Origin of the sequence: Micromonospora sp. DT178, from assembly GCF_049841695.1 — a bacterium.
In the GTDB taxonomy this organism is placed as follows: Bacteria; Actinomycetota; Actinomycetes; order Mycobacteriales; family Micromonosporaceae; genus Micromonospora.
In genome coordinates this window covers 148,868-173,427 of sequence record NZ_JBNCKV010000007.1, presented here as the reverse complement: position 1 = coordinate 173,427, position 24,560 = coordinate 148,868, and the positions used below count along the sequence as shown (strand labels likewise).

At 77.4% G+C, this 24,560-nt stretch carries 21 protein-coding genes and 2 pseudogenes; 6 read left to right on the top strand and 17 right to left on the bottom strand.

Going from position 1 to position 24,560, the window contains the following annotated elements; all coding sequences use genetic code 11:
* Positions 1-63: 63 nt before the first annotated feature.
* A complete protein-coding gene (locus ACLQ22_RS15655) occupies positions 64-2,958 on the bottom strand; it encodes a helix-turn-helix transcriptional regulator (RefSeq protein WP_425692908.1) in 2,895 nt (964 codons plus the stop codon).
* A gap of 186 nt (positions 2,959-3,144) precedes the next feature.
* On the opposite strand from ACLQ22_RS15655, the gene ACLQ22_RS15650 reads away from it, so the two are divergent.
* Complete coding sequence (locus ACLQ22_RS15650; RefSeq protein ID WP_425692907.1) at positions 3,145-5,415, top strand: AAA family ATPase; 2,271 nt, start codon at positions 3,145-3,147, stop codon at positions 5,413-5,415.
* A 337-nt stretch (positions 5,416-5,752) separates the two neighbouring features.
* On the top strand, positions 5,753-6,646 hold the full coding sequence (locus tag ACLQ22_RS15645) for an aldo/keto reductase (RefSeq protein ID WP_425692906.1): 894 nt from the start codon (positions 5,753-5,755) through the stop codon (positions 6,644-6,646).
* Between the two features lie 36 nt (positions 6,647-6,682).
* Here the strand turns inward: ACLQ22_RS15645 and ACLQ22_RS15640 are convergent, their stop codons facing one another.
* The 4 genes from ACLQ22_RS15640 to ACLQ22_RS15625 all read right to left on the bottom strand — a co-directional run bounded on the left by ACLQ22_RS15640 (position 6,683) and on the right by ACLQ22_RS15625 (position 9,612).
* The gene (locus ACLQ22_RS15640) at positions 6,683-7,249 is read right to left on the bottom strand and encodes a dienelactone hydrolase family protein (protein ID WP_425692905.1); all 567 of its coding nucleotides are present in this window, start codon (positions 7,247-7,249) and stop codon (positions 6,683-6,685) included.
* An 83-nt stretch (positions 7,250-7,332) separates the two neighbouring features.
* The gene (locus tag ACLQ22_RS15635) at positions 7,333-8,439 is read right to left on the bottom strand and encodes a nucleotide disphospho-sugar-binding domain-containing protein (protein ID WP_425692904.1); all 1,107 of its coding nucleotides are present in this window, start codon (positions 8,437-8,439) and stop codon (positions 7,333-7,335) included.
* Between the two features lie 202 nt (positions 8,440-8,641).
* Positions 8,642-9,022 carry a hydroxyphenylacetyl-CoA thioesterase PaaI gene (gene paaI / locus ACLQ22_RS15630; protein ID WP_425693053.1) on the bottom strand — a complete coding sequence of 127 codons (381 nt, stop codon included), beginning with the start codon at positions 9,020-9,022 and terminating at the stop codon, positions 8,642-8,644.
* A 161-nt stretch (positions 9,023-9,183) separates the two neighbouring features.
* Positions 9,184-9,612: a DUF6766 family protein gene (locus ACLQ22_RS15625; RefSeq protein WP_425692903.1), complete on the bottom strand. Its 429-nt coding sequence runs from the start codon at positions 9,610-9,612 to the stop codon at positions 9,184-9,186.
* 180 nt (positions 9,613-9,792) lie between these two features.
* On the opposite strand from ACLQ22_RS15625, the gene ACLQ22_RS15620 reads away from it, so the two are divergent.
* The 3 genes from ACLQ22_RS15620 to crcB all read left to right on the top strand — a co-directional run bounded on the left by ACLQ22_RS15620 (position 9,793) and on the right by crcB (position 11,489).
* The gene (locus ACLQ22_RS15620; protein ID WP_425692902.1) at positions 9,793-10,551 is read left to right on the top strand and encodes a class I SAM-dependent methyltransferase; all 759 of its coding nucleotides are present in this window, start codon (positions 9,793-9,795) and stop codon (positions 10,549-10,551) included.
* Between the two features lie 81 nt (positions 10,552-10,632).
* Complete coding sequence (locus ACLQ22_RS15615; RefSeq protein ID WP_425692901.1) at positions 10,633-11,130, top strand: fluoride efflux transporter FluC; 498 nt, start codon at positions 10,633-10,635, stop codon at positions 11,128-11,130.
* A complete protein-coding gene (crcB, locus tag ACLQ22_RS15610; RefSeq protein ID WP_425692900.1) occupies positions 11,127-11,489 on the top strand; it encodes a fluoride efflux transporter CrcB in 363 nt (120 codons plus the stop codon). The genes ACLQ22_RS15615 and crcB overlap by 4 nt, the downstream gene beginning before the upstream one ends.
* 10 nt (positions 11,490-11,499) lie before the next feature.
* On the opposite strand, the gene cobA is transcribed toward crcB, so the two are convergent.
* From cobA to cobM, 9 genes and pseudogenes are all read right to left on the bottom strand, one after another.
* Positions 11,500-13,191: a uroporphyrinogen-III C-methyltransferase gene (cobA, locus tag ACLQ22_RS15605; protein WP_425692899.1), complete on the bottom strand. Its 1,692-nt coding sequence runs from the start codon at positions 13,189-13,191 to the stop codon at positions 11,500-11,502.
* A complete protein-coding gene (locus ACLQ22_RS15600) occupies positions 13,188-13,778 on the bottom strand; it encodes a precorrin-8X methylmutase (RefSeq protein WP_425692898.1) in 591 nt (196 codons plus the stop codon). Before ACLQ22_RS15600 ends, cobA begins: the two co-directional genes overlap by 4 nt.
* The gene (locus tag ACLQ22_RS15595; protein ID WP_425692897.1) at positions 13,775-14,866 is read right to left on the bottom strand and encodes a HoxN/HupN/NixA family nickel/cobalt transporter; all 1,092 of its coding nucleotides are present in this window, start codon (positions 14,864-14,866) and stop codon (positions 13,775-13,777) included. The genes ACLQ22_RS15600 and ACLQ22_RS15595 overlap by 4 nt, the downstream gene beginning before the upstream one ends.
* The gene (locus tag ACLQ22_RS15590; RefSeq protein ID WP_088999938.1) at positions 14,863-15,060 is read right to left on the bottom strand and encodes a 4Fe-4S binding protein; all 198 of its coding nucleotides are present in this window, start codon (positions 15,058-15,060) and stop codon (positions 14,863-14,865) included. The genes ACLQ22_RS15595 and ACLQ22_RS15590 overlap by 4 nt, the downstream gene beginning before the upstream one ends.
* Positions 15,048-16,247: pseudogene (gene cobJ, locus ACLQ22_RS15585) on the bottom strand (precorrin-3B C(17)-methyltransferase); the annotation flags it as partial. The pseudogene cobJ and the gene ACLQ22_RS15590, both read right to left, overlap by 13 nt.
* Positions 16,248-16,430: 183 nt before the next feature.
* Positions 16,431-16,961: pseudogene (locus ACLQ22_RS15580) on the bottom strand (precorrin-3B C(17)-methyltransferase); the annotation flags it as partial.
* The gene (gene cbiE, locus ACLQ22_RS15575) at positions 16,958-18,199 is read right to left on the bottom strand and encodes a precorrin-6y C5,15-methyltransferase (decarboxylating) subunit CbiE (RefSeq protein ID WP_425692896.1); all 1,242 of its coding nucleotides are present in this window, start codon (positions 18,197-18,199) and stop codon (positions 16,958-16,960) included. The gene cbiE and the pseudogene ACLQ22_RS15580, both read right to left, overlap by 4 nt.
* Positions 18,187-19,332 (bottom strand): cobalt-precorrin-5B (C(1))-methyltransferase, encoded by a 1,146-nt coding sequence (locus ACLQ22_RS15570; RefSeq protein WP_425692895.1) that lies wholly within the window; start codon positions 19,330-19,332, stop codon positions 18,187-18,189. Before ACLQ22_RS15570 ends, cbiE begins: the two co-directional genes overlap by 13 nt.
* Positions 19,332-20,210, bottom strand: a complete 879-nt coding sequence (cobM, locus tag ACLQ22_RS15565; protein ID WP_425692894.1) for a precorrin-4 C(11)-methyltransferase — start codon at positions 20,208-20,210, stop codon at positions 19,332-19,334. Before cobM ends, ACLQ22_RS15570 begins: the two co-directional genes overlap by 1 nt.
* 15 nt (positions 20,211-20,225) lie before the next feature.
* Between cobM and ACLQ22_RS15560 the strand changes: the two genes are divergently transcribed.
* Positions 20,226-21,512 carry an RNA-guided endonuclease InsQ/TnpB family protein gene (locus tag ACLQ22_RS15560; RefSeq protein WP_425692893.1) on the top strand — a complete coding sequence of 429 codons (1,287 nt, stop codon included), beginning with the start codon at positions 20,226-20,228 and terminating at the stop codon, positions 21,510-21,512.
* An 11-nt stretch (positions 21,513-21,523) separates the two neighbouring features.
* Here ACLQ22_RS15560 and cobI read toward each other — a convergent pair whose 3' ends face one another.
* The 3 genes from cobI to cobO all read right to left on the bottom strand — a co-directional run bounded on the left by cobI (position 21,524) and on the right by cobO (position 24,494).
* A complete protein-coding gene (gene cobI, locus ACLQ22_RS15555) occupies positions 21,524-22,288 on the bottom strand; it encodes a precorrin-2 C(20)-methyltransferase (RefSeq protein ID WP_425693052.1) in 765 nt (254 codons plus the stop codon).
* Positions 22,289-22,392: 104 nt separating this feature from the next.
* Entirely contained in the window at positions 22,393-23,889 is a 1,497-nt protein-coding gene (locus tag ACLQ22_RS15550) for a cobyrinate a,c-diamide synthase (RefSeq protein ID WP_425692892.1), read from the bottom strand.
* Positions 23,883-24,494: a cob(I)yrinic acid a,c-diamide adenosyltransferase gene (gene cobO / locus ACLQ22_RS15545; protein WP_425692891.1), complete on the bottom strand. Its 612-nt coding sequence runs from the start codon at positions 24,492-24,494 to the stop codon at positions 23,883-23,885. Before cobO ends, ACLQ22_RS15550 begins: the two co-directional genes overlap by 7 nt.
* Positions 24,495-24,560: the final 66 nt, after the last annotated feature.

The window sequence follows — 24,560 nt, the reverse complement described above, 5'->3', positions numbered from 1 at the left end:
CAGCACAGACTGCCAGCCGGCGACGGCCGGCCGGATCAGTAGAACGACGTATCCCGCCGCGCGTCAGTCGCCCTTGTTGCGTAGGAAGATCGCGCTGGCCTGCACGCGGGTGCGGACCTGGAGCTTGTCGAAGATGTGCGAGACGTGCACGCCGATGGTGCGCTCGCTGATGAACAGCCGCTGGCCGATCTCCCGGTTGGTGAGCCCCTCGGCGACCGCGGCGAGCACCTCCCGCTCCCGGGCCGTCAACGACGCCAGCTCGTCGCCGTCCGCCCCGGCGGCCGGACCGCCCGTGGCCGGACGTTCCTCCAGCAACACCCGCGCCCGGCCGGCGAGGGTACGAATCTCCGAGGTCAACGGCACCGCGCCGAGCCCCTGTGCCACCTCGTACGCCTGCCGCAGCAGCTTGGCCGCCGTGGCGCTGCGGCTGCGCCGGGCCAGCAGCGCCTCGGCCTGTCGCAACCGCGAGTAGGCCGCCGGGTAGGGGTGGTGGCGGCGGTCCCACTGCGCCACGGAGCGGGCCCACAGCTCCGGGTCGCTGCCCTCCAGGCGGCTCACCTCGGCGGCGCACAGCGCCAGGAAGCCGTCCACCACGTCGCGCACCGGGCGGGCGGCGTGCTCGCTCTTGCGGGCGACCCGGTCGGCCACCTCCCGCAGCCGCCGCACCGCGGTCTCGTCCACGGCGATCGTGCGGCCGGCGTGCGCCTCGGCCTCGGCCCGCAGTCCGTGCCACACGAGCGCGGCGAGGATGCCCACGTCGTCGGAGCGGCTCTCGGTCAGGCCGCGCTGCACCGCCTGCCGGGCCAGGTCGTGCCGGCCCTGCCACATGGCCAGCCCCGCCCGCAGGGTGAGCAGCGGGATCACGTGCCGCGCCCCGCCGCCGGCGAGCACCGTGGCCACCGCGTCCAGGTCGCGGTCGGCGGCCTCGATGTCGCCGTAGCCCACCGACAGCCGGCAGCGCGCCAGCAGCAGCTCCACCGCGTCGGCGCCGGACGGGCGGTGCCGCAGCGCCGCCGCGACGACCTTCTCCGCCTCGGCCCACTGGCCGACCCGGAACAGCCCGTTGGTGGCGATGGCCAGCAGCCGGGTCTCGTACGTGCGGCCCAGGCCGAGATCGGCCACCCGCTCGGCGCCCCGGCGGGCCACCACGACGCCCTCCTCCAGGACGTTCAGCGGGCCGGTCAGCAGCTCCGCCAGGTGCAGGTACGCGCAGGCCACGTCCTCCGGGCGACCCGAGCGCTCGGCGGTCTCCAACGCGCGGCGCATCACCGCCAGCCCGGCGTCCGGGTCCTCCAGGTACGCCTCGGAGAAGCCGAGCGCGGCGCTGGCCAGCACCACCTCCGACGTGGAGCCCGGCACGTCGGCGGAGAGCTCAAGCGCCTCCCGGGCCCGCCGGCCGGCGTCGGCGTACCGGCCGAGGTGCAGCAGCAGCTCGGCCAGGTGCGCCGCGGCCGTGGCCCGCTCCCGGGGCGTGCAGTCGGCGGCCTCCAGGGCACGCTGGTACTCCGCCTCCGCCGGCGCCGACCGGCCGGCGGCGGCCAGGTAGCGGGCCCGGCGGATGTGCAGCGCGCAGGCCGACGGGTCGGTCTCGGCGGCGGCCAGCTCCTCCAGCAGCGCCAGCGCCCGGGCGTGCTCGCCGCAGTGGTGGGCGGCCTCGGCGGCGTGTCTGAGCAGCGTGACCCGGTCCACGTCCGGCGGCGCGACGCCCGGCGAGGCGGCCAGCTGCAACGCGACCGACCAGTGCCGGTGCGCCTCGGCCCAGCCGTGCAGCCGCTCGGCCTCCCGGGCCGCGGCCGTCGCCGCCGGCAACGCCCGCGCCGGCTCGCCGGCCCGCCGCCAGTGGTGCGCCAGGCGCGCCTGGTGCAGCTCCGCCGGGGCCGCGGTGAGCGCCTCGGCGTAGCGGCGGTGCAGCGCGGCCCGCTCGGCCGGCAGCAGCTCGTGCTCCAGCACCTCGGCGACCAGCCGGTGCCGCAGCCGGTAGCCGTCGTCCGCGCTCACCAGCAGCCGGTGGGCGACCGCCGCCCGGGCCGCCTCGATCAGCTCGTCCTCGGGCAGCCGCACCACCCGGGCCAGCAGCCAGTGCTCCACCGGCTCGACGCCGGCCGCCACCGCGTGCACCACGGTGTGCGCGTGCTGCGGCAGCGCGTCCACCCGGGCCAGGAAGATCTCGCGCAGCGTGTCGGAGAGACCGTCCCGGCCGTCGCGCAGGTCACGGGCCAGCTCCTCCACCACGAACGGGTTGCCGCCGCTGCGCTGCCACACCAGCTCCGCCGCCTCCGGGCTGAGCGGCTGACCGACCACGGCGGCGGCGAGCCGGTCGGTGCCGGCCCGGTCCAGCGGGGCCAGGTCGAGCACCCGCACCGTACGCAGCCGGCGCAGCTCGGTGAGCACCCGGCGCAGCGGGTGCGCGCCCTGCAACGACTCGGCCCGCACCGCCGCGAGCACGGACAGCTGGAGGTCGCCCAACCCGGCCAGCAGGTAGAGCAGCAGCTGGCGGGTGCTCCGGTCGACCCACTGGAGGTCGTCCAGGACGAGCACCAGCGGCCGCCCCTCGGCGATCAGGTGCAGCCCCCGCGAGACCCGCTCCAGCAGCGCCCCGGCGCCGTCCGGGCCGGCGGTCTCCTCGGCGAACACCCGCAGGAGGCCACGGACCGCCGAGGAGGTCCGGGCCTCGGAACCGGTCAGTTCGGCGTCGAGGCGGCGCAGCGCCTGGAGCAGCGGGTGCAGGGGCGACGCGTCGCCGATGTCCAGACAGGAGCCGGTGAGCACCAGGGCCCCGGCGTCGCGCAGCCGGGTGCCCACCTCGCGCAGCAGCCGGGTCTTGCCGACGCCGCTCTCGCCGGTGAGGAAGACGGCGGCGGTGTTGCCCTGCGTGACGTCGTCGAGCAGCACGGACCGTACCGTCGTCACCAGGTCGGCCCGGCCGACGAGTGGTGCGGTGTCCACTTCGCTGGCCATGGCACGCAGCCTAGTCACAGGGCCCCGCACCGCTCTACGGGTCTTTCGCGCCTGCGGTACTCCTCGCGTCGACATTACGACCGAAGGTTGCGCAGGGCCGACATACGTCGTTCGGCAGATCCCCCGTCGGCGGATCGGTGACAGTGTCCGAGGCGTCGTCAGCCACCGTGGGGAAAGGCGGGTGCGATGCCCATGCCCACCATCGTCGTCGGTTCGCAGCGGCTCACGTCGGCAGGCTGGCCGGTGCCGGAGGAGAGACGCCTCGTCACCGTGCTGTTCGTCGACATCGTCGGGTCGACCGCGCTCGTCGACCGGCTCGACCCCGAGGACGTGCGGATCCTGCAACGGGCGTACTTCGACACCGTGGGCGGGGTGCTGCGCCGGTGGCACGGGGTGGTCGAGAAGTACGTCGGCGACGCGGTGATGGCCCTGTTCGGGGCCCGCCGGTCCGACGGGTTCGACGCGTACCGGGCGGTGCGGGCGGCGCTGGAGATCCAGGGGGCCCTCGACCGGCGACCGCCGCCCGGCGCGCCATGCCTGCGGGTCCGGGCCGGGGTGGCCACCGGTGAGGCGCTGGTGGACCTGGCCGCGGCGCGCGACGGCGGGCACGGCGTGGCCAGCGGCGCGGTGATCACCACCGCCGCGCGGTTGCAGGAGTACGCCCCGCCGGGCGGGGTGGCGCTCTGCCCGGCCACCCACCGCGCCACCGTGGGGCTGGTCGGCCAGCGCCGCGTACCGCCGGTGGCCCTGGCCGGCAAGGCGCTGCCGGTCGATGTGTGGCACGCCACCGGCACGACCCGACCGGCCCCGCCCCGGCACGAGGGGCCGCTGGTCGGGCGACGGCGGGAACTGGCCGCCGCCCGGGACCTGATCGTCCGGGCCGTCCGGGGCCGCGACCCGCGCTGGCTGTCGCTGGTCGGCCCCGCCGGCAGCGGACGCAGCCGGCTGCTGCACGAGCTGACCCGGGCGGTACGGACCGTGGACGGGGCGCCGGTGCGCTGGTGCGTCGCGCACTGCCCGCCGTACCCGGAGCCCCTGGCGCCCGTCGCGGACCTGGTGCGCGGGCTCGCCGGCCTGCGCGCCGGTGAGCCGCCCGCGACGGTACGGCGACGGCTCACCACCGCCCTCACGGACCTGGTGCCGCCCGCCGGCCTGACCGAGGCGGTGTACGCGCTGGAGGCGCTGCTGGCCACGCCGGACGGCTCCGGCGACGCGGCGCGGGGCGCCGACGTGGCACGCGAGGCGCTCCTGGGGCTCGCCGCCCGGCAGCCGGTGATGGTGGCGGTGGACGACCTCGACCGCGCCACCGCGGCGCTGAACCGCTTCCTGCACCGGCTTTTCGCGGCGGCCACCGCGCGGTCACTGCCGCTGGTGGTGGTGGGGCTGCACCGTCCCGAGTGGACGGACGTGTGGCCCGGCCCACGGGGTCGGCGGCACCGGTTGGCGGTGCCGCCGCTGCGCCCCGTGGAGACCGGGCGGCTGCTGCGCCACCTGCTCGGCCGGGCCGACCGGCCGGCGACGATCGCCCGGCTGCTGCCGCTCGTCGGCGGCAATCCGGGGCGGGCCGCCGCGTACGTGGCGTCGCTGGGCGCGGCGCAGTCCGTGCCGGAGGCGGTGCGCCGGGAGGTCGACGCCCGGCTGGACCGCCTCGACGGGACGCGGCGGGCCGTGCTGATGGCCGTCGCGACCGTCGGCGCGGGGATCAGCGCCGCGACGGTGACGCGCCTGCTCGACTGGGCCCCCGGGCGGGCGGCCCCGGTGCTGCGCGCGCTGGCCGCGACGGGTCTGCTGGTCGCCCGCGCCGACGGCCGGTACGCCGTGGCCGACGCGGTGGTCCGCGAGGTCGCGTACGCCCGGCTGCCGAGGGCGGCGCGGGCGGCGTTCGCCCGCCGGGCCGGGCGGCCGGCGGAGGCGGACGCGCCGTCGGTGCCCGTGGTCCTCCACGCCGCCACCGCCCAGGTCCCGCCGGTGCCGGCGCGCGCCGGCGCCGACCGCCCGGCGGCCCGGGACGCACGCGGGGCGCACCCGGCACCGCTCCCGCGGCCCGCCGCCACGCCCCGTTTCTCCGCGACGCCCCGGCCCGCCACCACGCCTCAGGTCGCGGCCCTGCCTCAGGTCGTGGCCCTGCCCAAGGGCGCGACCCTGTCCCGGGTCGCCGACGTGCCCCGGGGCGCGGTGGTGCCGGGGGCGCTTCCTGTGCCCGGTCCGCTGGTCGTCGTCCCTCCGAACGTGTCGGGGACGGTCGGGTGGTGGAGCTGCGCGGATGGGCCGCCGCCCGCGGTCGCGTCCCCTCGGCCGGCCCCGACCCGACGGCCCCCTCCGGCCCGACGGCCCCCTCCGGCCCGACGGCCGGCCCCGGTCCGACGGCCCCCTCCGGCCCGACGGCCGGCCCCGGTCCGACGGCCCCCTCCGGCCCGACGGCCGGTTCCGACCGGGCTGCCGGCCCCGACCGGGTGAGCCGGTCCGCCGGCCCCGGTCGGGCGGTCGCCCCGCACAGGGCGGCCGACGGCGGCGGCGTCCCGTCCACCCCCGGGGCGGGCGGGTCGGCGCGGCGGCAGGGGCGCGGGCAGCGGCCGAGATGGGTCCTGCCGCGCGGGACGCCGATCGCGGCGTGAGCGGGCTGGCAAGGTGCTGGGCGCCCCGTCGAACGGGGTGCCGGACGCGGCGGGGAGTGTGGGCGGCCAGGCGGATCTCTGCCCCCTCCCCCACGATCCAAGCTGACAGGCGCCCGATTCGGGCGGTATCGGGCGGCCGACTGAGTGCGCGGGTCGACGCGACTGGCTAGGTTCGCCCGATGCCTGTCAAAGAGACCACCGCCTCCGCCGCCGGCACCTGGACGCTCGGCGACCGCACCGTGCACCGGATGGGGTTCGGTTCCATGCGGCTCACCGTCGACCCGGACCGGGCGCGCGCCGTCCGCATCCTGCGCCGGGCCGTCGAACTGGGCGTCAACCACATCGACACCGCCGCCTTCTACGTCTCGCCGGGCGGGCCGCTCGGCGTCGGCACCGGCTCGCCCCGGTACGCCACCGACCTGATCCGCGAGGCCCTCGCGCCGTACCCGGACGACCTGGTAATCACCACCAAGGTCGGGCCGTCCTTCGACGCGGCGACCCGGCACCGCGAACTGAGCCCGGCGGAGCTACGCGGGGAGGTGGAGGAGAACCTGCGCCGGCTGGGCCGGGACCACCTGGACGTGGTCAACCTGCGGATCGTCCGGCGGCCCGGGCGGGACTCGGTGGCGGAGCGGTTCGCCGCCCTCGCCGAGCTGCGCGACGCCGGGCTGATCCGGCATCTCGGCCTGTCCAACGTGCGCGTGGACCACCTGGACGAGGCGCGGGACATCGCGCCCGTGGTGTGCGTGCAGAACGCGTACGCCCTCGACGTGAACCGGTGGGCCGACGAGCTGCTGCGCGTCTGCGGCGAGCGGGGGATCGCCTTCGTGCCGTTCTTCGCGATCGCGGGCGCCGGGCGGGAGGCGGGCGTGGACGGCGACCACGACGAGGCCGTCCGGGCGGTGGCGCACGCGCACGGCGCGACCCCGCACCAGATCCGCCTGGCCTGGACGCTGCACCAGGGGCCGCACGTGCTGGCCATCCCCGGCACCGGCGATCCGGAGCACCTGGCGCAGAACGTGGCGGCCGGGGCGATCCGGCTCACCCCCGAGGAGCTGGCCCGCCTCCGCTGACGGCGGGACGCCCCGCCCGTACGGCGGCGCGGCGCGTCAGCGACCGTCGAGGAAGGCGACCGCCCGGTCCCACGTCCGGCTGGCGGCCGCCGGGTCGTGGTCGGGCAGGTCGGGGTCGGTGTAGAGGTGACCGACGCCGGGATAGCGGTGGACACTCAGCTCCGCGCCCGCCCCGGTCATCGCCCGCTGCCACCGGCCGAGCTCGGGCTCCGGGGGGTATTCGTCCGGGTCGGCCACGTGCAGTTGCACCGGCAGGCCCGGCCGGACCGCCTCCGGCGCGCCGCCGGCGCCGTGCAACAGCAGCAGCGCGGCGGCCGCGGGGCGCTCGGCCAGCAGCGCGCCGGCCACCCCGGCCCCCATGGAGAACCCGGCCAGCACCGCCTCGGGCGGCGCCTCGTGCAGCGCCGCCCTGGCCCGGCCCATCACGGCCGCCCCGCCGACCTCGTCGAGCAGCGCGAAGCCCTCCTCGATGGTGTCGACGGCCGGCGCGCCGTAGAGGTCGGGGGTGACGACGTGGTGGCCGGCGGCGCGCAGCCGGTCGGCGGCCGTCAACACGGCGGGTCGCAGCCCGTAGGCGGAATGAAACAGCACGACGTGTCCCATCGGGACATTCTGTCCGACGGTTGCGACAGGACCGGCCGCCGCGCGGGCCGGGGCGCCGACGCCGGTGGGCCGTCGGCGCCGGGTCAGCGCAGCGACTCCAGCCGCCGCACCAGCTCGCTCGGCCCCGGCATGGCGGAGATCTCGGCGCTGACCTGCCGCGCCGCGTCGCGCAGCGCGGTGTCGGTGACGAGCCGGGTCAGGGTGTCGGCGGTGATGTCGCGGGTGCGGACCGCGATGCCGACCCCGCGGGCGGCCACCAGCTCGGCGTTGTGCCGCCGGTCGCCCGCCCCGACGGTGGCCAGCTGCGGCACCCCGGCGATCAGCGCGCTGAGGACGCTGCCCGCGCCGCCGTGGTGGACGAGCGCCGCGCTCGCCGGCAGGGCCGCGGGGATCGGGATCCAGTCGACCGTACGCACGTTGCCGGGCAGCGCCCGGCGGGCCAGCCGCGCCTCCGGGCGGACCAGCACGAACTCGGCGTCGACCCGGTCGGCGACGGCGACGACGGCCGGCATCGGTCCGGCGCTGCCGGGGCCGACGAGGGTGCTGCGGCTGACCAGCACCCGTGGCCGCTCACCCGGCTCACGCAGCCAGTCCGGCAGCTCGCCGCCGGCCTCGGTGGCGTAGCGCATCGGCCAGCCGTCCTGACGCAGCACGCTGGGCGGGGCGACGGCAATCGCGGCGGCCGGCGGCGGCAGCGCGGTCAGGCCGTGCCGGCGCAGCGCCGGCCCCAGCCGCGCCAGGGTGGCCCGGGCCAGCTCGCGGCCGTCGAAGAGGGCGTTCTCCTGGCGTACGGCGGGCACGCCGAGCGTCGCGGCGGCGAGCGCCCCGGCCACCGCGAACGGCTCGTGGATGACGAGATCGGGCTTCCACTCCCGGGCCACGGCGACCACCCCGTCGGCGAGCTGGTCGTTGACCGCGCCGAAGAGCAGCCCGGCGCCCCGGGTGCCGCCGGTGCCGGCCAGCTCGGCCCGGGCGATCAGCGGGTGGCGCAGCAGCACGCGGCGGGCGATGCGGCCGAAGTCGAACGCCGGCGCGACGTCGCGCGCCGGCACCCCGGGCCGCGCCGCCCGCAGCCCGTCGGCGGCGGTGGCGACGAGCACCTCGTGCCCGGCGTCGCGCAGCGCGGCGGCCAGCGGCAGCAGCGGGGCGACGTGCCCGATCAACGGCGCGGAGACCACCAGTACTCGCACCGCGCCGATGCTAGCCCCGGCGGGGCCCGTCGTGGGGGCACCGGACGGGGCGGCCCGGACGACGGCGGGTTCAGCCGGCGGGCGGGTTCAGCCGGCGGGCGGGTTCAGCCGGCGGGCGGGTTCAGCCGGCGGGCGGGTTCAGCCAGCGGCGGGTTCAGCCAGCGGCGGGTTCAGCCAGCGGCGGGTTCAGCCAGCGGCGGGTTCAGCCGGCGGGCGGGGGCAGGGTGCGGCTGCGGCCCCGGAACTCGGCCACCACCGCGCCGTCGTCCCGGGTGACGGTGACGTCGTAGATGCCGCTGCGGCCGTACCGGGTGCGCTCGGTGGCGCGCGCCGTCAGCAGGTCACCCTCGCGCGCGGGACGGACGAAGCTGATCTCGCCGCCGGCGGCGACGGTGGCGGGGCCGTGGCTGTTGCAGGCCAGCGCGAAGGCGGTGTCGGCGAGCAGGAACACGAAGCCGCCGTGGGCGATGGCGTGGCCGTTGACCATCGCGGCGGTCACCCGCATCCGGGCCACCGCCGCGCCGTCGGCGGCCTCCACCAGCTCGATGCCGAGCCCCCGGGAGGCGACGTCGGCGGCGAACATGTCGTACGCGGCGTTGCGCCCGGCCACCTCAGCCGTCCCGCCGCTGCTCGACGATCCGCCCCGTCCCGCCCATCGACCGCTCCACACCCGTCCGGGGCGGCCCCCTCGACCGCCGGTCCCGGTACCGTACGCCGGCCCGCGCGCGGCACCGACGGCACCCGTCAGGGGTTCTCCGGGTCCAGGTCCCGCTCGCGCAGCAGCGCGTCCAGCTTCGCCTCGATCCGCTCGTCGGACTCGCGGGACTGGGAGGAACCCCAGTGGTAGAACAGGGCCAGCCCTGCCGCCTGCCAGATCAACTGGAGGAACTCGGACTGCCAGTTCTCGAAGGTGGAGGCGAGGAACTGCGGCAGGAAGTCGGCCCAGGCAAAGGACTGGCCGTGCTGGCTCGCCTCGTCGCTCGCCACGGTGGCCTGGAAGACGAACTGCGCGATCCAGGAGAGCAGGAACAGCGCCCCGGTCACCAGCGCGAAGGCGTACGCCCTGGGCCACCTCGGCCTGCGGAACGGCGGCCCCTCCGCCCGGCGGCGTGACCGCCCGCCCCGGGACGTGGCGCCGGCCGGACGCGCGCCGGAGGTCGTCGTGTCGGACATCGCGCTCCCCTTTCGACGAATCCCCAGGTAGGGGGCCTATGCCCCGGGGCAGGCGCGACAAAACGGCGTACCGGCGTGGCGAAGCCGGACGCGCCCGCGCCCTCCCGCCGTGCGGACTTGTTGCAAATCTTTGGCAACAACATCTGGACGCGGCCCGCCTCCGTAACTAGCCTGACCTCCATGAGTCCTTACATCACGGATGTCGCGGCCTGGCAGGAGAGCTGGGACCGCCAGCAGGAGGCGTACCTGCCGGACCGGGAGCACCGGTTCACGGCGATGCTCGACGCGGTCGACGCGGTCCGCGACGACGACCGGCTGCGGCTGCTCGACCTGGCCGGCGGCACCGGCACCATCTCCGACCGGACGCTGCGCCGCTTCCCCCACGCCGAGGTGACCCTGGCGGACCTCGACCCGGCGCTGCTCGCCCTCGCCCGCGCCTCGCTCGGGGACCGGGTCACCGTCGTCACCGCCGACCTGAACCGGCCCGACTGGCACGCCGCGCTCCCCCACCGCGAGTACGACGCCGTCCTCACCGCCACCGCGCTGCACTGGCTGCCGGCCGAGCGGCTCGAACGGCTCTACGCCGAGCTGCGCGAGCTGCTGCGGCCGGGCGGCGTCCTGGTCAACGCCGACCACATGCCCGACGACGCCCTGCCGCAGCTCACCAAGCGCCTGCTCGACCGGGCCCGGGACCGGCGGGCGGCCCGGTACGCCGCCGGCGCCGCGCTGTCCTGGTCGGAGTGGTGGGACCGGGCGGAAGCCGACCCGGCGCTGCGGCCGCTCGTCGCGCAGCGGCGCGACATCTACCCGAGCGGGCACAGCCCGGAGTGGACCCCGCCGGTCTCCTGGCACCTGTCCGCGCTGACCGCCGCCGGCTTCGCCGAGGTGGGCACCGTGTGGCGGGGCGGCCCCGACGCCGCCGTCGCCGGGGTCCGCTGACGTCCCGACGACCGCCGCGCCGGGCGCTAGGCTGGCGGGCGCGCGCCGAGGTCACCCCGTGGCCCCGGCGGGGAGGGCGAGGTGACCGGACCGGATCCGCGGGTCGACCCCGACGTCGACCTGCGCGTACCCGCCGACCGGGGCGAGCTGGACGCCCGCCCCGGCGCGGTGCTCGGCTCCGTCGCGGCCGGCGGCGCGCTCGGCGCCCTGGCCAGGGCCGGCCTCCAGCACGCCGTCCCGCACGGCCCGACGGGCTTTCCGTGGGCCACCTTCGCCGTCAACCTGACCGGGTGCCTGCTGATCGGCGTCCTGATGGCGGCGCTGGGGCGCTCCGCTGGCCGCCGACCGCTGCTGCGCCCGTTCCTCGGCGTGGGCGTCCTCGGCGGCTACACCACCTTCGCCACGTACGCGGTGGACGTCCGCCTGGCGCTCGACGCCGGCGCACCGGAGGTGGCCCTGGGCTACCTGGCCGCGACCCTGCTCGGCGCGCTGGTCGCGGTCTGGCTCGGCGACGCCGTCACCGGCCGGCTGCTCGACGCCCCCCGCCACGGCCGGCCGGAGCCCGGGGCCGGCCGGTGACCGTCCTGCTGATCGCGCTCGGCGCGGCCGTCGGCGCGCCCCTGCGTTACCTCACCGACCGGGCGGTGCAGGCCCGGCTCGGCGGCGCCTACCCGTGGGGCACGCTGACCGTCAACGTGGCCGGGTCGCTGTTGCTCGGTCTGCTGGCCGGGCTGCCCGTCGGCCCGACCGCCGGCGCCCTGCTCGGCACCGGCTTCTGCGGCGCGCTGACCACGTACTCCACCTTCGGGTACGAGACGCTGCGGCTGGCGCGCCGGGGCCGGCGGTTCCTCGCGCTGGTCAACGTGCTGGCCAGCGTGGCCGCCGGCCTCGGCGCCGCCACCGCCGGCTTCGCCCTGGCCCGGGCCGTGACCGGCTGAGGGGACGGGTTCAGCGGCCCGGGTCCGCCGGCCCGTCGGGCAGGCGCAGGTCGACCACCGGGCCGAGGACGAAGACGGCTGGCGGGGCGATCCGCTCCCGGGCGGCCACCGCGCCGATCTCGTCCAGCCGGGCGGTCACGGTGCGCTGGTCGGGATGCCCGGCGTCCTGCACGGCGAGGACCGGGGTGTCCGGGGCCCGGCCGTGCTCGACCAGGACCGCGGCGATCTTGTCCACCGTGTCCACGGCCATCAGCAGCACCAGGGTGCCCCGGGCCCGGCCCAGCGCCGCCCAGTCGACCAGCGAATCGGGGTGCCCGGGCGGCAGGTGCCCGGAGACGACGGTGACGTCGTGCGCGACGCCCCGGTGGGTGACCGGCACCCCGGCCAGGGCCGCCGCGGCGACCGCGCTGGTCACCCCGGGGACCACGGTCACGTCCACCCCGGCCGCCGCGCAGGCCTGCACCTCCTCGTGGCCGCGCCCGAAGACGTACGGGTCGCCGCCCTTGAGCCGCACCACCCGCCGCCCGGCGCGGGCGTGCGCGACGAGGGCCGCGTTGATCGCGTCCTGCCCCATCGCGGGTCCCCGGGGCACCTTCGCCGCGTCGATGACCTCCACCCCCGGGCGCAGCCCGGCGAGCAGTCCGCGCGGGGCGAGCCGGTCGACCACCACCACGTCCGCCGCGTCCAGCAGCGCCCTGCCCCGTACGGTGATCAGGTCGTCCGGCCCGGGCCCGCCACCGACCACGGCGACCTGGCCCCGGCGCGGGCCGGGACCGTGGTGGTCGTGGTCGTGCCCGTGCTGGTCGTGATGGTGGTGGTCGTGCCCGTGGTGGTGGTCGTGGCCGCCGACCGGGTCGTCGGGGTGGTCGTGCGGCGTCTGCGGCCGGCCCACCTTGTCGGCGAAGCCCGGCATCAGCACCCGGTACGCGCAGGTGTCGCAGTTCATCCGGATGTCGCCGCGACGCGCCTCGGCGTGCCGTTCGAGGACCAGGTCGGCGAGGGCGTCGCAGTCGCCGATCAGGTCGGCCACCCGCACGTCCAGCTCCGGGTGGGCGGCGGCGAACGCGGCCGACTGCGCGACGATCCGGTCCGGCAGCACCCCGGCGAAGAGGAAGTACGGCGCGACGACGATCCGCCGGGCGCCGAGCCGGCGCAGCCGCTCCAGCACCGCCGGCACCGAGGGCTCGGCCAGCGAGACGAATCCCGGCTCGACGCCGGCGTAGCCGCGGCCCTCCCAGAACAGCCGGGCCACCTTGGCGACCTCGGCGTTGGCGTCCGGGTCGGTGGAGCCGCGCCCGATCAACGCCACCCAGGTGCCGGCCCGGTCGTCGCCGGCGAGGGCGGCGTCGACGCGCTGCTCCAGCGCGGTGTGCAGCAGCGGGTGCGGGCCCAGCGGCCGGCCGTAGACGTAGCTGAGGCCGGGATGGCGCTCCCGCTCGCGGGCCAGCGCGGCGGGGATGTCGCCCTTGCCGTGCCCGGCGGCGGTCAGCACCAGCGGCAGGGCGACCAGGGAGCGGTGCCCCCGGTCGACGAGCGCGCCGACCGCGTCGGTCAGCGGTGGCCGGGACAGCTCGATGAAGCCGCCCTCGACGTCGCCGAGGGTGCCGGCGGCGCGGCGGCGCACCCGCTCGACGAACGCGACGAACTGCTCGACCCCGGCCGCGCTGCGCGTGCCGTGCCCGACGATGACCAGAGCGCTCACTGCTCCTCCTCCACGTACAGCAGGGCGTTGACGGCGGCGGCGGCGACCGCCGAACCGCCCTTCTCGCCCCGGTTGGACACCCCGGGCAGGCCGCTGGCCCGCAGCGCCGCCTTCGACTCGGCGGCGCCGACGAAGCCGACCGGCAGCCCGACGACCAACGCCGGCCGGGCGTCCAGGGTGATCAGTTGCTCCAGTGCGGTCGGGGCGCAGCCGACCACCCAGACCGCGCCGGGACCCACCCGCTCCAGGGCGATCCGCACCGCCGCCGCCGACCGGGTGATGCCGGCCGCCCGGGCCAGCTCGGCGGCGGCGGGCTCGGCGACCGGGCAGACCGTGTCCCGCCCGGTGACGCCCGCGGCGACCATCGCCACGTCGGTGACCACCGGCGCGCCGGCGCGCAGCGCGGCCAGCCCGCCCGCGAGGGCCGCCTCGTCGCAGACCAGGTCGGCGACGTAGTCGAGGTCGGCGCTGGCGTGCACCACCCGCTCGGTGACGGCCCGGGTCAGCGGCGGCAGGTGGCTCAGGTCGACCCGGGAGCGCAGGATCCGGTAGGACTCCCGCTCGATGGGGTGCACGACCCGGCTCACTGTCGCACCTCCGTCGCGGCCACGCCGTAGCGCTCGTCGTAGCGGCCCAGCTTCCACAGCGCCACCGCCCCGGCCCAGGCGAGCACGAACAGGGCCACGACGGCGTACCCGAGCTGCTCGAAGTGCCCGGCGATCCCCGCGTACCCGGACAGCGCCGACACCCCGAGGTGGTCGACCAGCAGGCCGGCGGCGTAGACGCTGGCGACGAGGGCGCCGACCAGCACCGTCACGGCCGTGGTGGCCAGGTTGTAGTAGAGCCGGCGGGCCGGCTGCCGGTACGCCCACGAGTAGGCCCGGCTCATCAGCAGGCTGTCGGCGGTGTCCATGGCCGACATGCCGGCCGCGAAGAGCAGCGGCAGGGTGAGCAGGGCGAGCACCGGCAGCCCGCCGGCGGCGGCCGTGCTCGCCGACAGGGCGAGCAGGGTCACCTCGCTGGCGGTCTCCAGGCCGAGGCCGAAGAGGAACCCGACCGGCGCCATGTGCCAGGAGGAGCGCACCAGCGCCCGGGCCCGCGAGCCGAGGACGCGCTGCACCAGCCCCCGGTTGAGCAGGTGCAGGTCCAGCTCCCGCTCGTCCAGGTCGCCGTGGCGCAGCCGCCGCCAGAGCCGGGCCAGGCCGGCCAGCACCGCCGCGTTGAGGGCCGCGACCAGGGCGAGGAAGACGGTGGCGGTGACGATCGCCACGGTGGCGCCCACCTCGCGCGCCCCGGCCAGCCCCGGCCCGGCGAGATTGGCCGAGGCGAGGCCGACGACCAGGGCCAGCAGCAGCACCACCGCGCTGTGCCCGAGCGCGAAGAAGAAGCCGACGCCGACCGGGCGCCGCCCGCGCAGCAGCATCAGCCGGGTGGTGTCGTCGATCGCCGCGATGTGGTCGGCGTCGAAGGCGTGCCGCACCCCGAGCAGGTACGCCAGCGTGCCGGCCCCGGCGAGTCCGCCGGCCGCGGCCGGCTGGTCGTTCCAGTACAGGTACAGGCTCCAGCCGGCGACGTGCAGCACGGCGACAGCCAGCACGATGCCGCCGAGGCGTACCCGTTCGGCGCGGCTCCACGGGCCGGCCGGTGGTGCGGTGCTGAGCGCGGTCGAACTCATCTGGTCCCTCCACGTTCGTCGGTGTCCGTGGCGCGGATCGCGTCCACCGGGCAGATCTCCAGGCATTCCAGGCAGCCCGTGCAGCGGTCGGCGCGTACGGCGAGGCCGCCGGGCACCGGCCGGATCGCGTGCGTCGGGCAGGTGAGCAGGCAGGCGCCGCAGCCCTGGCAGGCGCCGATGGTCACGGCTGCCACCGGTACCCCCTCGGGGTGACCATCCGGCCGGCGACGATCCGGGTCTGGCTGCTGCCCACCACCACGACGCTGTACATGTCGACCAGCGCCGCATCGAGGGTCGCCAGGGTGGCCAGGTGCACCCGCTCGCCGGCCCGGCTGGCGTTGCGCACCACCCCGACCGGGGTGTCCGGCGGCCGGTGTGCGGCGAAGACCTCCAGCGCCGCGCCGAGCTGCCAGTCCCGGGCCCGGCTGCGCGGGTTGTAGAGCAGCGCCACGAAGTCGCCCTCGGCCGCGGCGGCCACCCGGCGGGCGATGACCTCCCACGGCGTGTGCAGGTCGGACAGGCTCAGGTAGGCGTGGTCGTGGCCCAGCGGCGCGCCGAGCAGGGCCCCGGCGGCCAGCGCGGCGGTCACCCCGGGCACGCCGAGCACGTCGATCCGCTCGTCGGCGTACTCGAGGGCGGGGCTGGCCATCGCGTACACGCCGGCGTCGCCGGAGCCGACCAGCGCCACGGCGTGACCGGCGGTGGCCTCCGCGACGGCGGCACGGGCCCGTTCCTCCTCGGCGCCGAGCCCGCTGGCGAGCACCCGGGTGCCGGGGCGCAGCAGGTCGCGCACCTGGTCGACGTACTGGTCCAGGCCGACGACCACGGCGGCGCGGCGCAGCTCGGTCACCGCGCGGGCGGTGCGCAGGTCCGCCGCGCCGGGGCCGAGGCCGACGATCGCCAGCCGGCCGCGCGGGGCGTGCCGGGCGACGGCGACGGTGGCCATCGCCGTCGCGGTCTTCGGCACGAGCAGCTCGCCGCCGCCGAGCAGCGCCGCCGCCTCGGCGACGCTGGGGATGCCGACGGCGGCGCGGACCACCTCGCTGGGGTGCGGCACGTCGACCGCCGCCAGCTCCGCCGCCGGATGCGTCACCAGCGGTACGCCGAGCGCGTCGGCGGTCGCCCGGATGCCCGCCTCGTCGGCCTTGATGTCGGCGCTGGCCAGGTGCCGCAGGCTGGCCGGGCTGAGGCCGGCCTCGGCGAGCACCCGGTCCAGCAGGCCGCGCACCTCGGCGGCGGGCACGCCCCGGCTGGACCCGACGCCGGCGACCAGCGACGGGGGCCGCAGCACGGCGGTCCGGTCGTCGAGCGGCACCACCCGGTCGGTGACCAGCAGCCGGTACCCGCCGTCGACCGCCGGCCCGGCCGGCCCGGACCCGACGCCGCCCCACCCGGCGTCCACCGGACCGGCGGACGCGAGGGTGTGCGGCCCGACGGGCGCGGGGGCCGCCGGCCCGACGGGCGCGGGGGCCGCCGGCCCGGCGGACGCGGGGGTCGGCGGCCCGGCGGGCGCGGGGATCGGCGGGCCGGCGGGCGCGGAGGTGTGCGGGCCGGCGGGGGCGGGGCGGACGTTGTCGGGCAGGGCGGGCAGCGGCCAGGTGGCGTCGGCGACGAGGGTCACCGGCTCGCCGTCGAGGATGGCGCGGCCGACGGCGGCGACGGCGCCCTCGACGGGCCACCCGAGGGTGTCCAGGCCGGGCAGGCCGACGGCGTCGGTGGCGGTGGTGACCACCGGGTGCGCGTCGAGCAGCGCGCCGACCCGCCCGGCGAGGTCGTTGCCGCCCCCGGCGTGGCCGCCGAGCAGCGCGACCGCGTGCCGGGCCGCCTCGTCGACCACCACCACGGCCGGGTCGCTGCGCTTGTCGCCGAGCAGCGGCGCGAGGATGCGCACCACCGCCCCGGTGGCCAGGAACGCCACCACGGCGTCGTACCCGGTCCAGGCGGCGCGCAGCGCGTCCGCGACGGTGTCCGCCGTGACGACGCGGGCGTGCGGCCAGGCGTCGGCGAGGGTGCGGGCGTGCCGCCGGCCGGCGGCGGTGGCGGCGACGAGCCCGATGCGGGCCGGCTGGTCCGTGGCGGCGGGCGGGTGGTTCACGGGCGCTCCCCGGTGAGGACGACCACCGGGTTGGTGGCCGCGAGTCGGACGGACCCGCCGGGCAGGTCGGCGAGGCGGGCGGCGGAGAGCTGGACGCCCTGCACGGCGTAGCCGGCGGCGCGCAGCAGCCCGACGGCGGGGGCGACCCGGTCGACGGCGGCGAGGGCGGCCACCACCCGGTCGGGCCGGCGGTGCGCCACGGCGGCGAGCACGTCGGTGCCACCGCCGCCGACGAAGACGGCGTCGGGATCGGGCAGCCCGTGCAGCGCCCCGGGGGCGGCGCCGGCCACCACCCGGACGTCGACGCCGTGCCGGGCGGCGTTGGCGCCGACGGTGGCCCCCGGGTCGCGGTCGACGGCGATCACGGCCGCGCCGAGCAGGGCGCACTCGATGCCGACCGAGCCGCTGCCCGCGCCGACGTCCCAGACCAGCCGGCCGAGGCGGGGACGCAGCCGGGCGACGGCGAGGGCGCGTACCTCCGACTTGGTGATCATGGAATCGCGGTGGGCGTAGGCGGACTCGGGCAGCGCCCACCCGCCGGCCGGCGCGGCGGCCGGCTGGTTGTCCGCCCGCATCCCGGCCGCCCCGGGCTCGCCGGCGAGGCTGAGCAGCACGTGGGGGTCGGCCCAGTCGCGGCCGGCGGCCTGTTCGGGGGTGGTCTCGGTGATCCGTTCGGCGTCGGTGCCGAGGTGTTCGGCGACGACCAGGCGGCGCGTCCAGCCGGTCAGCCCGGCGCCCAGTTCGGCGGCCCCGGCGCCCGGGGCGGTGAGCACCGCGACGGCGGGCAGCGCCCGGCAGGCGTTCAGCGCGGGCCGGGGGTCGCGGCCGTGCGCGGTGACCACGGCCGCGCCGTCCCAGGGCAGGCCCGCGCGGGCGAACGCGGCGGCCACGCTGGACACGGCCGGCAGCACCCGCAGCGGCAGCCCGGCCGCCCGCAACGCCCGGACCACCCCGAACAGTCCGGGATCGCCGCTGGCCAGGACGACGGCGGGACTCCCGGCGGCGTCGGCGTCGGCCAGCCGCTCCAGCGCGGGCGCCAGCGGCCCGAGGGCGACGGTGTCGGCGTCGGCCGGCAGGCGGACGGCGGCCAGGTGCCGGGCCGCGCCGACCACCAGCCGGGCCCCGGCGAGCGCGGGCGCGGCGGCGGGGTGCGCGGGTCCGCCCGCGGCGTCGATCCCGACCACGGTCACCGCCGGCCCGACGCCCGCGACCGGCTGTCCGGCGGTCACGCCGCCCACCGGCCCGAGGACGCGACCACCCGGTCGCCGGCGAAGTCGACCATGGCGACGTCGACGGTGACGGCGTCGCCGGCGAACCGGAGCAGCACCTGCCGCACCCGCTGGCAGAGCAGGTCGCCGGCGGCGCCGAGCAGCCCGGCGGCCTCCCACAGCTCGTACGCGTGCCGCCCGGTGTTCGCGGCGGTGACCGCCGCCACCAGCGCGGGGTCGCCGCCCGCCTCGGCGGTGACCGCCCCGAGCAGCGACAGGTCCACCTTGGAGCGGGTGTAGTGGGTCATCAGGATGCCGGCCGCGAGCTTGGCCAGCTTGCCGGCCATCCCGACGAAGACCACTCCGGTCATCCCGTCGCCCACGGCGGCGGTGACGGCCGCGCCGGTGAAGTCGCCGACCTCCACGAAGCACACCTCGGGCAGCTCCGGCAGCAGCGCGCGGGCGGCCCGCTCGGTGCGCCCGCCGGTGCACAGCACCACGGTCCGCTCCCCCTGGGCGGCCATCACGTGCACCGCCTGCACCACGCTGGCCCGCCACGACGCGGTGGAGAACGGGCGGACGACGCCGGTGGTGCCGAGGATGGAGATGCCGCCGAGGATGCCGAGCCGGCGGTTGGTGGTCTTGCGGGCCATGATCTCGCCGCGCGGCACGCTGATTACCACCCGGACGCCCACCTCGGTCAGGTCGACGACCTCGGCGACGGCCTGGCCGATCATGCGGCGCGGGGTCTCGTTGATGGCCGGCCCGCCGACGGGCAGGCCGAGGCCCGGTCTGGTGACGGTGCCGACGCCCGGCCCGCCGTCGAGACGCAGCCCGGGCGTGTCCCGCCAGCTCACGGTGGCGGTCAGCTCGGCGCCGTGCGTGACGTCCGGGTCGTCGCCGGCGTCCTTGACCACCACCGCCTCCGCCCGCGCGCGGCCGTCGAACTCGCAGCGGGCCACCGGGAAGCTGACCCGCCGCCCGGCCGGCAGCCCGATCTCCACCTGCCGCTGCGGCACGCCGGTGACCAGGGCGGTCAGCGCCGCCTTGGTCGCCGCCGTCGCGCAGGCGCCGGTGGTCCATCCGGTGCGCAGCGCGGTGGGCCGGACCTTCGCGGTACGCGGCAGGTCCGGCTCGCGCAGCGGCGGCTCGGCGTACGTCATCAGGCGCGCCCGTCCCCCGGTGTCCCGCCGCCCGCACGGGCGCGGCGCAGGTCGGCGCGGGCGGCCGGCTCGGCCCGGCGGAAGGTGTGGAAGTGCCCGGGGTGGTAGAGGTGCGAGCGGGTGCCGGCGGCGGCGAGCGCCGGGCCGACCAGGAAGAGGGTGTGCTTCCAGAGCTTGTGCTCCTTGACGGTGGCCTCCAGGTCGCCGAGCGCGCACCGCACCACCAGCTCGTCCGGCCAGGTCGCCTGGTACGCCACCACGACCGGGGTGTCGGTCGGGTACCCGCCGGCCAGCAGATCGGCCTGCGCCTGGCCGGAGCGGGCGGCGGAGAGGAACAGGGCCATGGTGGTGCCGTGCCGGGCGAACTCGCGGACCCGCTCGCCCGGCGGCATCGGGGTCTTCCCGCCCTCCAGCCGGGTGAGGATCACCGACTGGGCGACCTCGGGGATGGTGAGTTCCCGGCCGACGATCGCCGCGACGGCGGTGAACGACGAGACGCCGGGGACGATCTCCACGGCCAGCCCGAGCGCCCGGCACAGGTCGAGCTGCTCCTGCACCGCGCCCCACAGCGCCGGGTCGCCGGAGTGGATCCGCGCCACGGTCAGCCCGTCGGCGGCGGCGCGCTGGTAGAGCGGCAGCACGCCCTCGATCGGCAGCCGCGACGAGTCGACGATCTCCGCGTCGGCGCGGGCGTGGGCGAGCACGTCGGCGTGCACCAGGCTGGCCGCCCAGACCACCACGTCGGCCGCGCCGATCACCCGGGCGGCGCGCAGGGTCAGCAGGTCCGCCGCGCCGGGGCCGGCCCCGACGAACCACACCTTGCCCGTGCTGGTCGGCCCGCCGTCTCCAGCGCGGTCCGCGATCGGTGCGGTGGTCACCGGATCACCGCCAGGATGCCCCGTCCTTCAGAGCGGGGAGGAATGGCGGACGCGTCGTCAACCATGACTGTCCTTTCTGGTAAGACTGGTCCTGTGCGGACGGCGTACAGGTGTCGGGCGTACCCGACCCCGAAGCAGGCGGCGGTGCTTAACCGCACATTCGGCTGCATCCGGGTGGTGTGGAACCGCACTCTCGCCGCCCGTCACGCCCGCTGGCACACCGAACGGAGATCCACTTCCTACGCGGAGACGGATCGAGCGTTGACGGAGATGAAGAAGCAGCCCGACCTGGCGTTTCTGGGTGAGGTGTCGTCGGTACCGCTGCAGCAGACCCTGCGGCACCAGCACACCGCCATGACCGCGTTCTTCGCCAAGCGGGCCCGGTACCCGCGCTACAAGTCGCGGCACGGCCGCCAGTCCGCCAGTTTCACCAGGTCGGCGTTCCGGCTGCGCGGCGGGAACCTGTCGCTGGGGAAGATTCCGGGTGTGCTGCGGTTCGTGTGGTCCTGGCCGGACATCGACCCGGCGGGGCTGGACCCGACGATGGTGACGGTGTCGCGTGACCCAGACGGCCGCTGGTTCCTGACCTTCGCCGTCGACATCGCGACACCCGCCGCACCCGAACCGGCGGGTGGGGTGGTGGGTGTGGACCTCGGTCTGATTGACTTCGCGGTGTTGTCCACCGGCGAGCGCATCCCCCACCCCAGGCACATGGAACGGCGCGAACGCCGACTCAAGCGGTATCAGCGGATGATGGCCCGCAAACAGAAGGGCTCCGCCAACCGCGCCAAAGCCAAACAGAAGGTCGCGCGGGCGCACTCGCGGGTTCGCGACGCCCGCCGGGACTTCCTCCACCAGCAGTCCACCGCCCTGGTCCGCCGGTTCGCCGCCATCGCCGTGGAGGACCTGACGGTGGCGAACATGGTCCGCAACCGGTCCCTGGCCAAGGCGATCTGTCGTACCGGCTGGGCCGAGTTCCGTACCCTGCTCGCCTACAAGGCGCACCGCGACGGCCGCACCCTCACCGTCGTGGACCGCTGGTACCCGTCGTCGAAAACCTGCTCGGAGTGCGGGCACCTGCTCGCCACGCTTTCCCTCGGCACACGACATTGGGTGTGTCCGGGTTGCGGCACCCGGCATGACCGGGACGTCAACGCCGCCAAGAACATCGCCGTCGCGGCCGGGCTGGTCGAGACGCAAAACGCTTGCGGAGCGGACGTCAGACACGAAGGACCCCCTTCCGTGCGGTCTGCGATGAACCAGGAACCCCAACCCGCGAGGGTGGGAATCCCCGGCCTTTAGGCGGGGGGATGTCAAAGTTTTCCTCCCCTACGGTCCCGGCGGGCCGGGACGAGCAGCGTCGACAGGTACGGCAGGTCGTCGGCCGGGTCGGTGACCGGGCCGATCCGCTCGCCGGGCAGCCCGAGGCCCCGGCCCAGCACGGCGTCGTCGAGGCGGCCCTGCCGGCGCAGCTCGGCGACGAACTCGGCGTGCCGCCGCCAGCCCTTGTAGGCCACGACGGTGCCCGGGCCGGCGAGCGCGTCGGCGAAGAGCGCCAGCCCGGCGGTGGCCGGCAGCAGGGTCAGCGGTTCCCGGCCCTCGCAGAGCGGCACGCCGCTACGCGCCGCGAGGTCCTGCATGGCGGTGATCCCGGGGACCGTGCGCACCTCGACCGCCGGGCGCAGGGCGCGGACGCCCTGCGCCAGGTAGCCGAAGGTGGAGTAGACGTTCGGGTCGCCGATCGTGGCGAAGACGACCGCGCGGGCGCCCCCGTCGACCGCGTCGACCACCGCCCGCGCGGCGTCGTCCCAGGCGCGTTCCCGGCGGGCGGTCACCCCGCCCCGGTCGTCGAGGGCGAACGGCAGCCGGCGCAGCCGGTCCGGCGCGACGTGCGCGGCCACGGTGGTCTCGGCCCGGCCCGGGGGCGCGGCGCCGTCCGCGGCGAGCCGGTCCAGCACGGGTACGAACACCACGTCGGCCTCGGCCAGCAACCGGGCCGCCCGCAGGGTGAGCAGCTCGGGGTCGCCGGGACCGACGCCGATCCCGGTCAGCGTCGCGGCACCGCCGCGCCCGGCCAGCGTCGCGGCACCGCCGCGCCCGGCCAGCGTCGCGGCACCGCCGCGCCCGGCCCCCGGCACGCCGTCGTCCGGCCCGCCCGGCGCGTCGTGGCCCTCGTGCGCGGTCACCGGGCCGCCGCCTCGACCAGGCGGCGGGCGGCGTGCGGGTGACCGGCCCAGTGCGTGTGCAGGTAGGAGGCGTGCACTTGGCCGGCGACGAAGCCGTGGTCGGCGCCGTCCCAGCGCCACGCCGGCCGGTCGCCGTGCCCGGGGTCGGTGACGGTGCGGTGGAACTCGTGGCCGCGTACCGGGTCGCCGGGGCGGTGCAGCGGGGAGCCGGTGACGGCGACGGCGTCGCGGTAGCCGAGGGTGAGCCGGTCGGTCATCCGGGCGGCCAGGTCCAGCCGGCCGCACATGGGCACCCCGTCGAGGTGCCGGCCGAGGTAGAGCAGGCCGGCGCACTCAGCGACCACCGGGCCGTCGAAGTCGGCCAGCTCGGCGCGGAGCGTGGCGTTGTCGGCGAGCTGCGGCGCGTACGCCTCGGGGAAGCCGCCGCCGACGACCACCGCGCGGGTGCCGGCGGGCAGGGTGGGGTCGCGCAGCGGGTCGAAGGGGGCGACCGTGGCGCCGGCGGCGGCGAGCAGCTCGGCGGTCTCGGCGTACGAGAAGGTGAAGGCCGGCCCGCCCGCGACCGCGACCACGGGGCGCCCGGCGTCGGCGGGGCCGCCGACGGCGGCGGCCGGGTCCCAGGCCGGGGCGTGCAGCGGGCCCGCGGTGCGGGCCAGGTCGAGTACGGCGTCGAGGTCCACGGTGGCCGCGACGAGGTCGGCGAGGGCGGCCACGATCGCCAGGGACTCCGGTGCCCGCTCGGCGACCGGCACCAGCCCGAGGTGGCGCGCCGGGGCGGCGACCTCGATGGCGCGGGCGACCGCCCCGAGCACCGGCACGCCCACCTCGGCGAGCGCGTCGCGCAGCAGCGACTCGTGCCGGGGCGAGCCGACCCGGTTGAGGATCACCCCGCCGATCCGCACGCCGGGGTCGAACGCGGCCATGCCCAGGGCGAGCGCGGCGGCGGAGCGGCCCTGGGCGGTGGTGTCCAGCACCAGCAGGACCGGGGCGTCGACCAGCCGGGCGACGTGCGCGGTGGAGGCGTACCCGCGGCGGCCGACCGCGCCGTCGTGCAGCCCCATCACGCCCTCGACGACGGCGATGTCGGCGGGCGTCGGGGTGCCGGCGCCGTGCCGCAGCAGCGGCGCGATCCGCTCCTCGCCGACCAGCCACGGGTCGAGGTTGCGGCCGGGGCGGCCGGCGGCCAGCGCGTGGTAGCCGGGGTCGATGTAGTCGGGGCCGACCTTGTGCGGGCTGACCACCAGGCCGCGGCGGCGCAGCGCGGCGAGCAGCCCGGTGGCGACGGTGGTCTTGCCGTGCCCGCTGGCGGGCGCGGCGACCACCACCCGGGGCAGCGCCCACGCGCCGCCGTGGTCGCCGGTCGCGTCGCTGTCCCGGGCGCCGCCGGTCGGGGCGGCGTCGGTGGACGGTGCGCCGCCGGCCGGGTGTCCGGCCGGCGCGGTGGGGCCGTCGGGACCGCGCGGGTCGGTGCGGCGGCCGGGGCCGGTCACCATTCGATGCCCTTCTGGCCCTTCTGGCCGGCGTCCATCGGGTGCTTGACCTTGGTCAGCTCGGCGACCAGGTCGGCGGCCTCCACCAGACGCGGGTCGGCGTCCCGGCCGGTGATCACGACGTGCTGGAAGCCGGGGCGGTTCGTCAGGGTGTCGACCACCTCGGCCACGTCCACCCAGCCCCACTTCATCGGGTAGGTGAACTCGTCGAGCACGTAGAGGCCGTACCGCTGCGCGGCCAGGTCGCGCTGGATCTGCCGCCAGCCCTCCAGGGCGTCGGCGGCGTGGTCGGCCTCGCCGCCGCGCTGGATCCAGGACCAGCCCTCACCCATCTTGTGCCACGCGACCGGGGCGCCCTGCCCGGTGCGCTCGTGCACCTCGCCGAGGGCGCGGAAGGCGTTCTCCTCCCCCACCCGCCACTTGGCGCTCTTGACGAACTGGAACACCCCGACCGGCAGCCCGGCCGTCCAGGCGCGCAGGGCCAGCCCGAACGCGGCGGTCGACTTCCCCTTCATCTGTCCGGTGTGGACGATCAGCAGCGGCCGGTGGCGCCGCTGCCGGGTGGTCAGCCCGTCGACGGGCACGTGGGACGGCTTCCCCTGCGGCATCAGGCGACACTCCTCTTCTGCCCGACGACGGCGACTGCGGCGACGGTGGCTGCGGTAGCGGTGGCT

Excerpts from the sequence above, each read along its gene's own strand:
- ACLQ22_RS15640 (WP_425692905.1), bottom strand. The coding sequence starts at position 7,249 with ATGGGACACGTCGTGCTGTTTCATTCCGCCTACGGGCTGCGACCCGCC.
- ACLQ22_RS15620 (WP_425692902.1), top strand. The coding sequence starts at position 9,793 with ATGAGTCCTTACATCACGGATGTCGCGGCCTGGCAGGAGAGCTGGGAC.
- ACLQ22_RS15560 (WP_425692893.1), top strand. The coding sequence starts at position 20,226 with ATGCCCCGTCCTTCAGAGCGGGGAGGAATGGCGGACGCGTCGTCAACC.
- ACLQ22_RS15550 (WP_425692892.1), bottom strand. The coding sequence starts at position 23,889 with ATGGTGACCGGCCCCGGCCGCCGCACCGACCCGCGCGGTCCCGACGGC.
- ACLQ22_RS15595 (WP_425692897.1), bottom strand. The coding sequence starts at position 14,866 with ATGAGTTCGACCGCGCTCAGCACCGCACCACCGGCCGGCCCGTGGAGC.
- ACLQ22_RS15650 (WP_425692907.1), top strand. The coding sequence starts at position 3,145 with ATGCCCATGCCCACCATCGTCGTCGGTTCGCAGCGGCTCACGTCGGCA.
- ACLQ22_RS15570 (WP_425692895.1), bottom strand. The coding sequence starts at position 19,332 with ATGACGTACGCCGAGCCGCCGCTGCGCGAGCCGGACCTGCCGCGTACC.
- paaI (WP_425693053.1), bottom strand. The coding sequence starts at position 9,022 with ATGTTCGCCGCCGACGTCGCCTCCCGGGGGCTCGGCATCGAGCTGGTG.
- ACLQ22_RS15645 (WP_425692906.1), top strand. The coding sequence starts at position 5,753 with ATGCCTGTCAAAGAGACCACCGCCTCCGCCGCCGGCACCTGGACGCTC.
- cobO (WP_425692891.1), bottom strand. The coding sequence starts at position 24,494 with ATGCCGCAGGGGAAGCCGTCCCACGTGCCCGTCGACGGGCTGACCACC.
- ACLQ22_RS15625 (WP_425692903.1), bottom strand. The coding sequence starts at position 9,612 with ATGTCCGACACGACGACCTCCGGCGCGCGTCCGGCCGGCGCCACGTCC.
- ACLQ22_RS15655 (WP_425692908.1), bottom strand. The coding sequence starts at position 2,958 with ATGGCCAGCGAAGTGGACACCGCACCACTCGTCGGCCGGGCCGACCTG.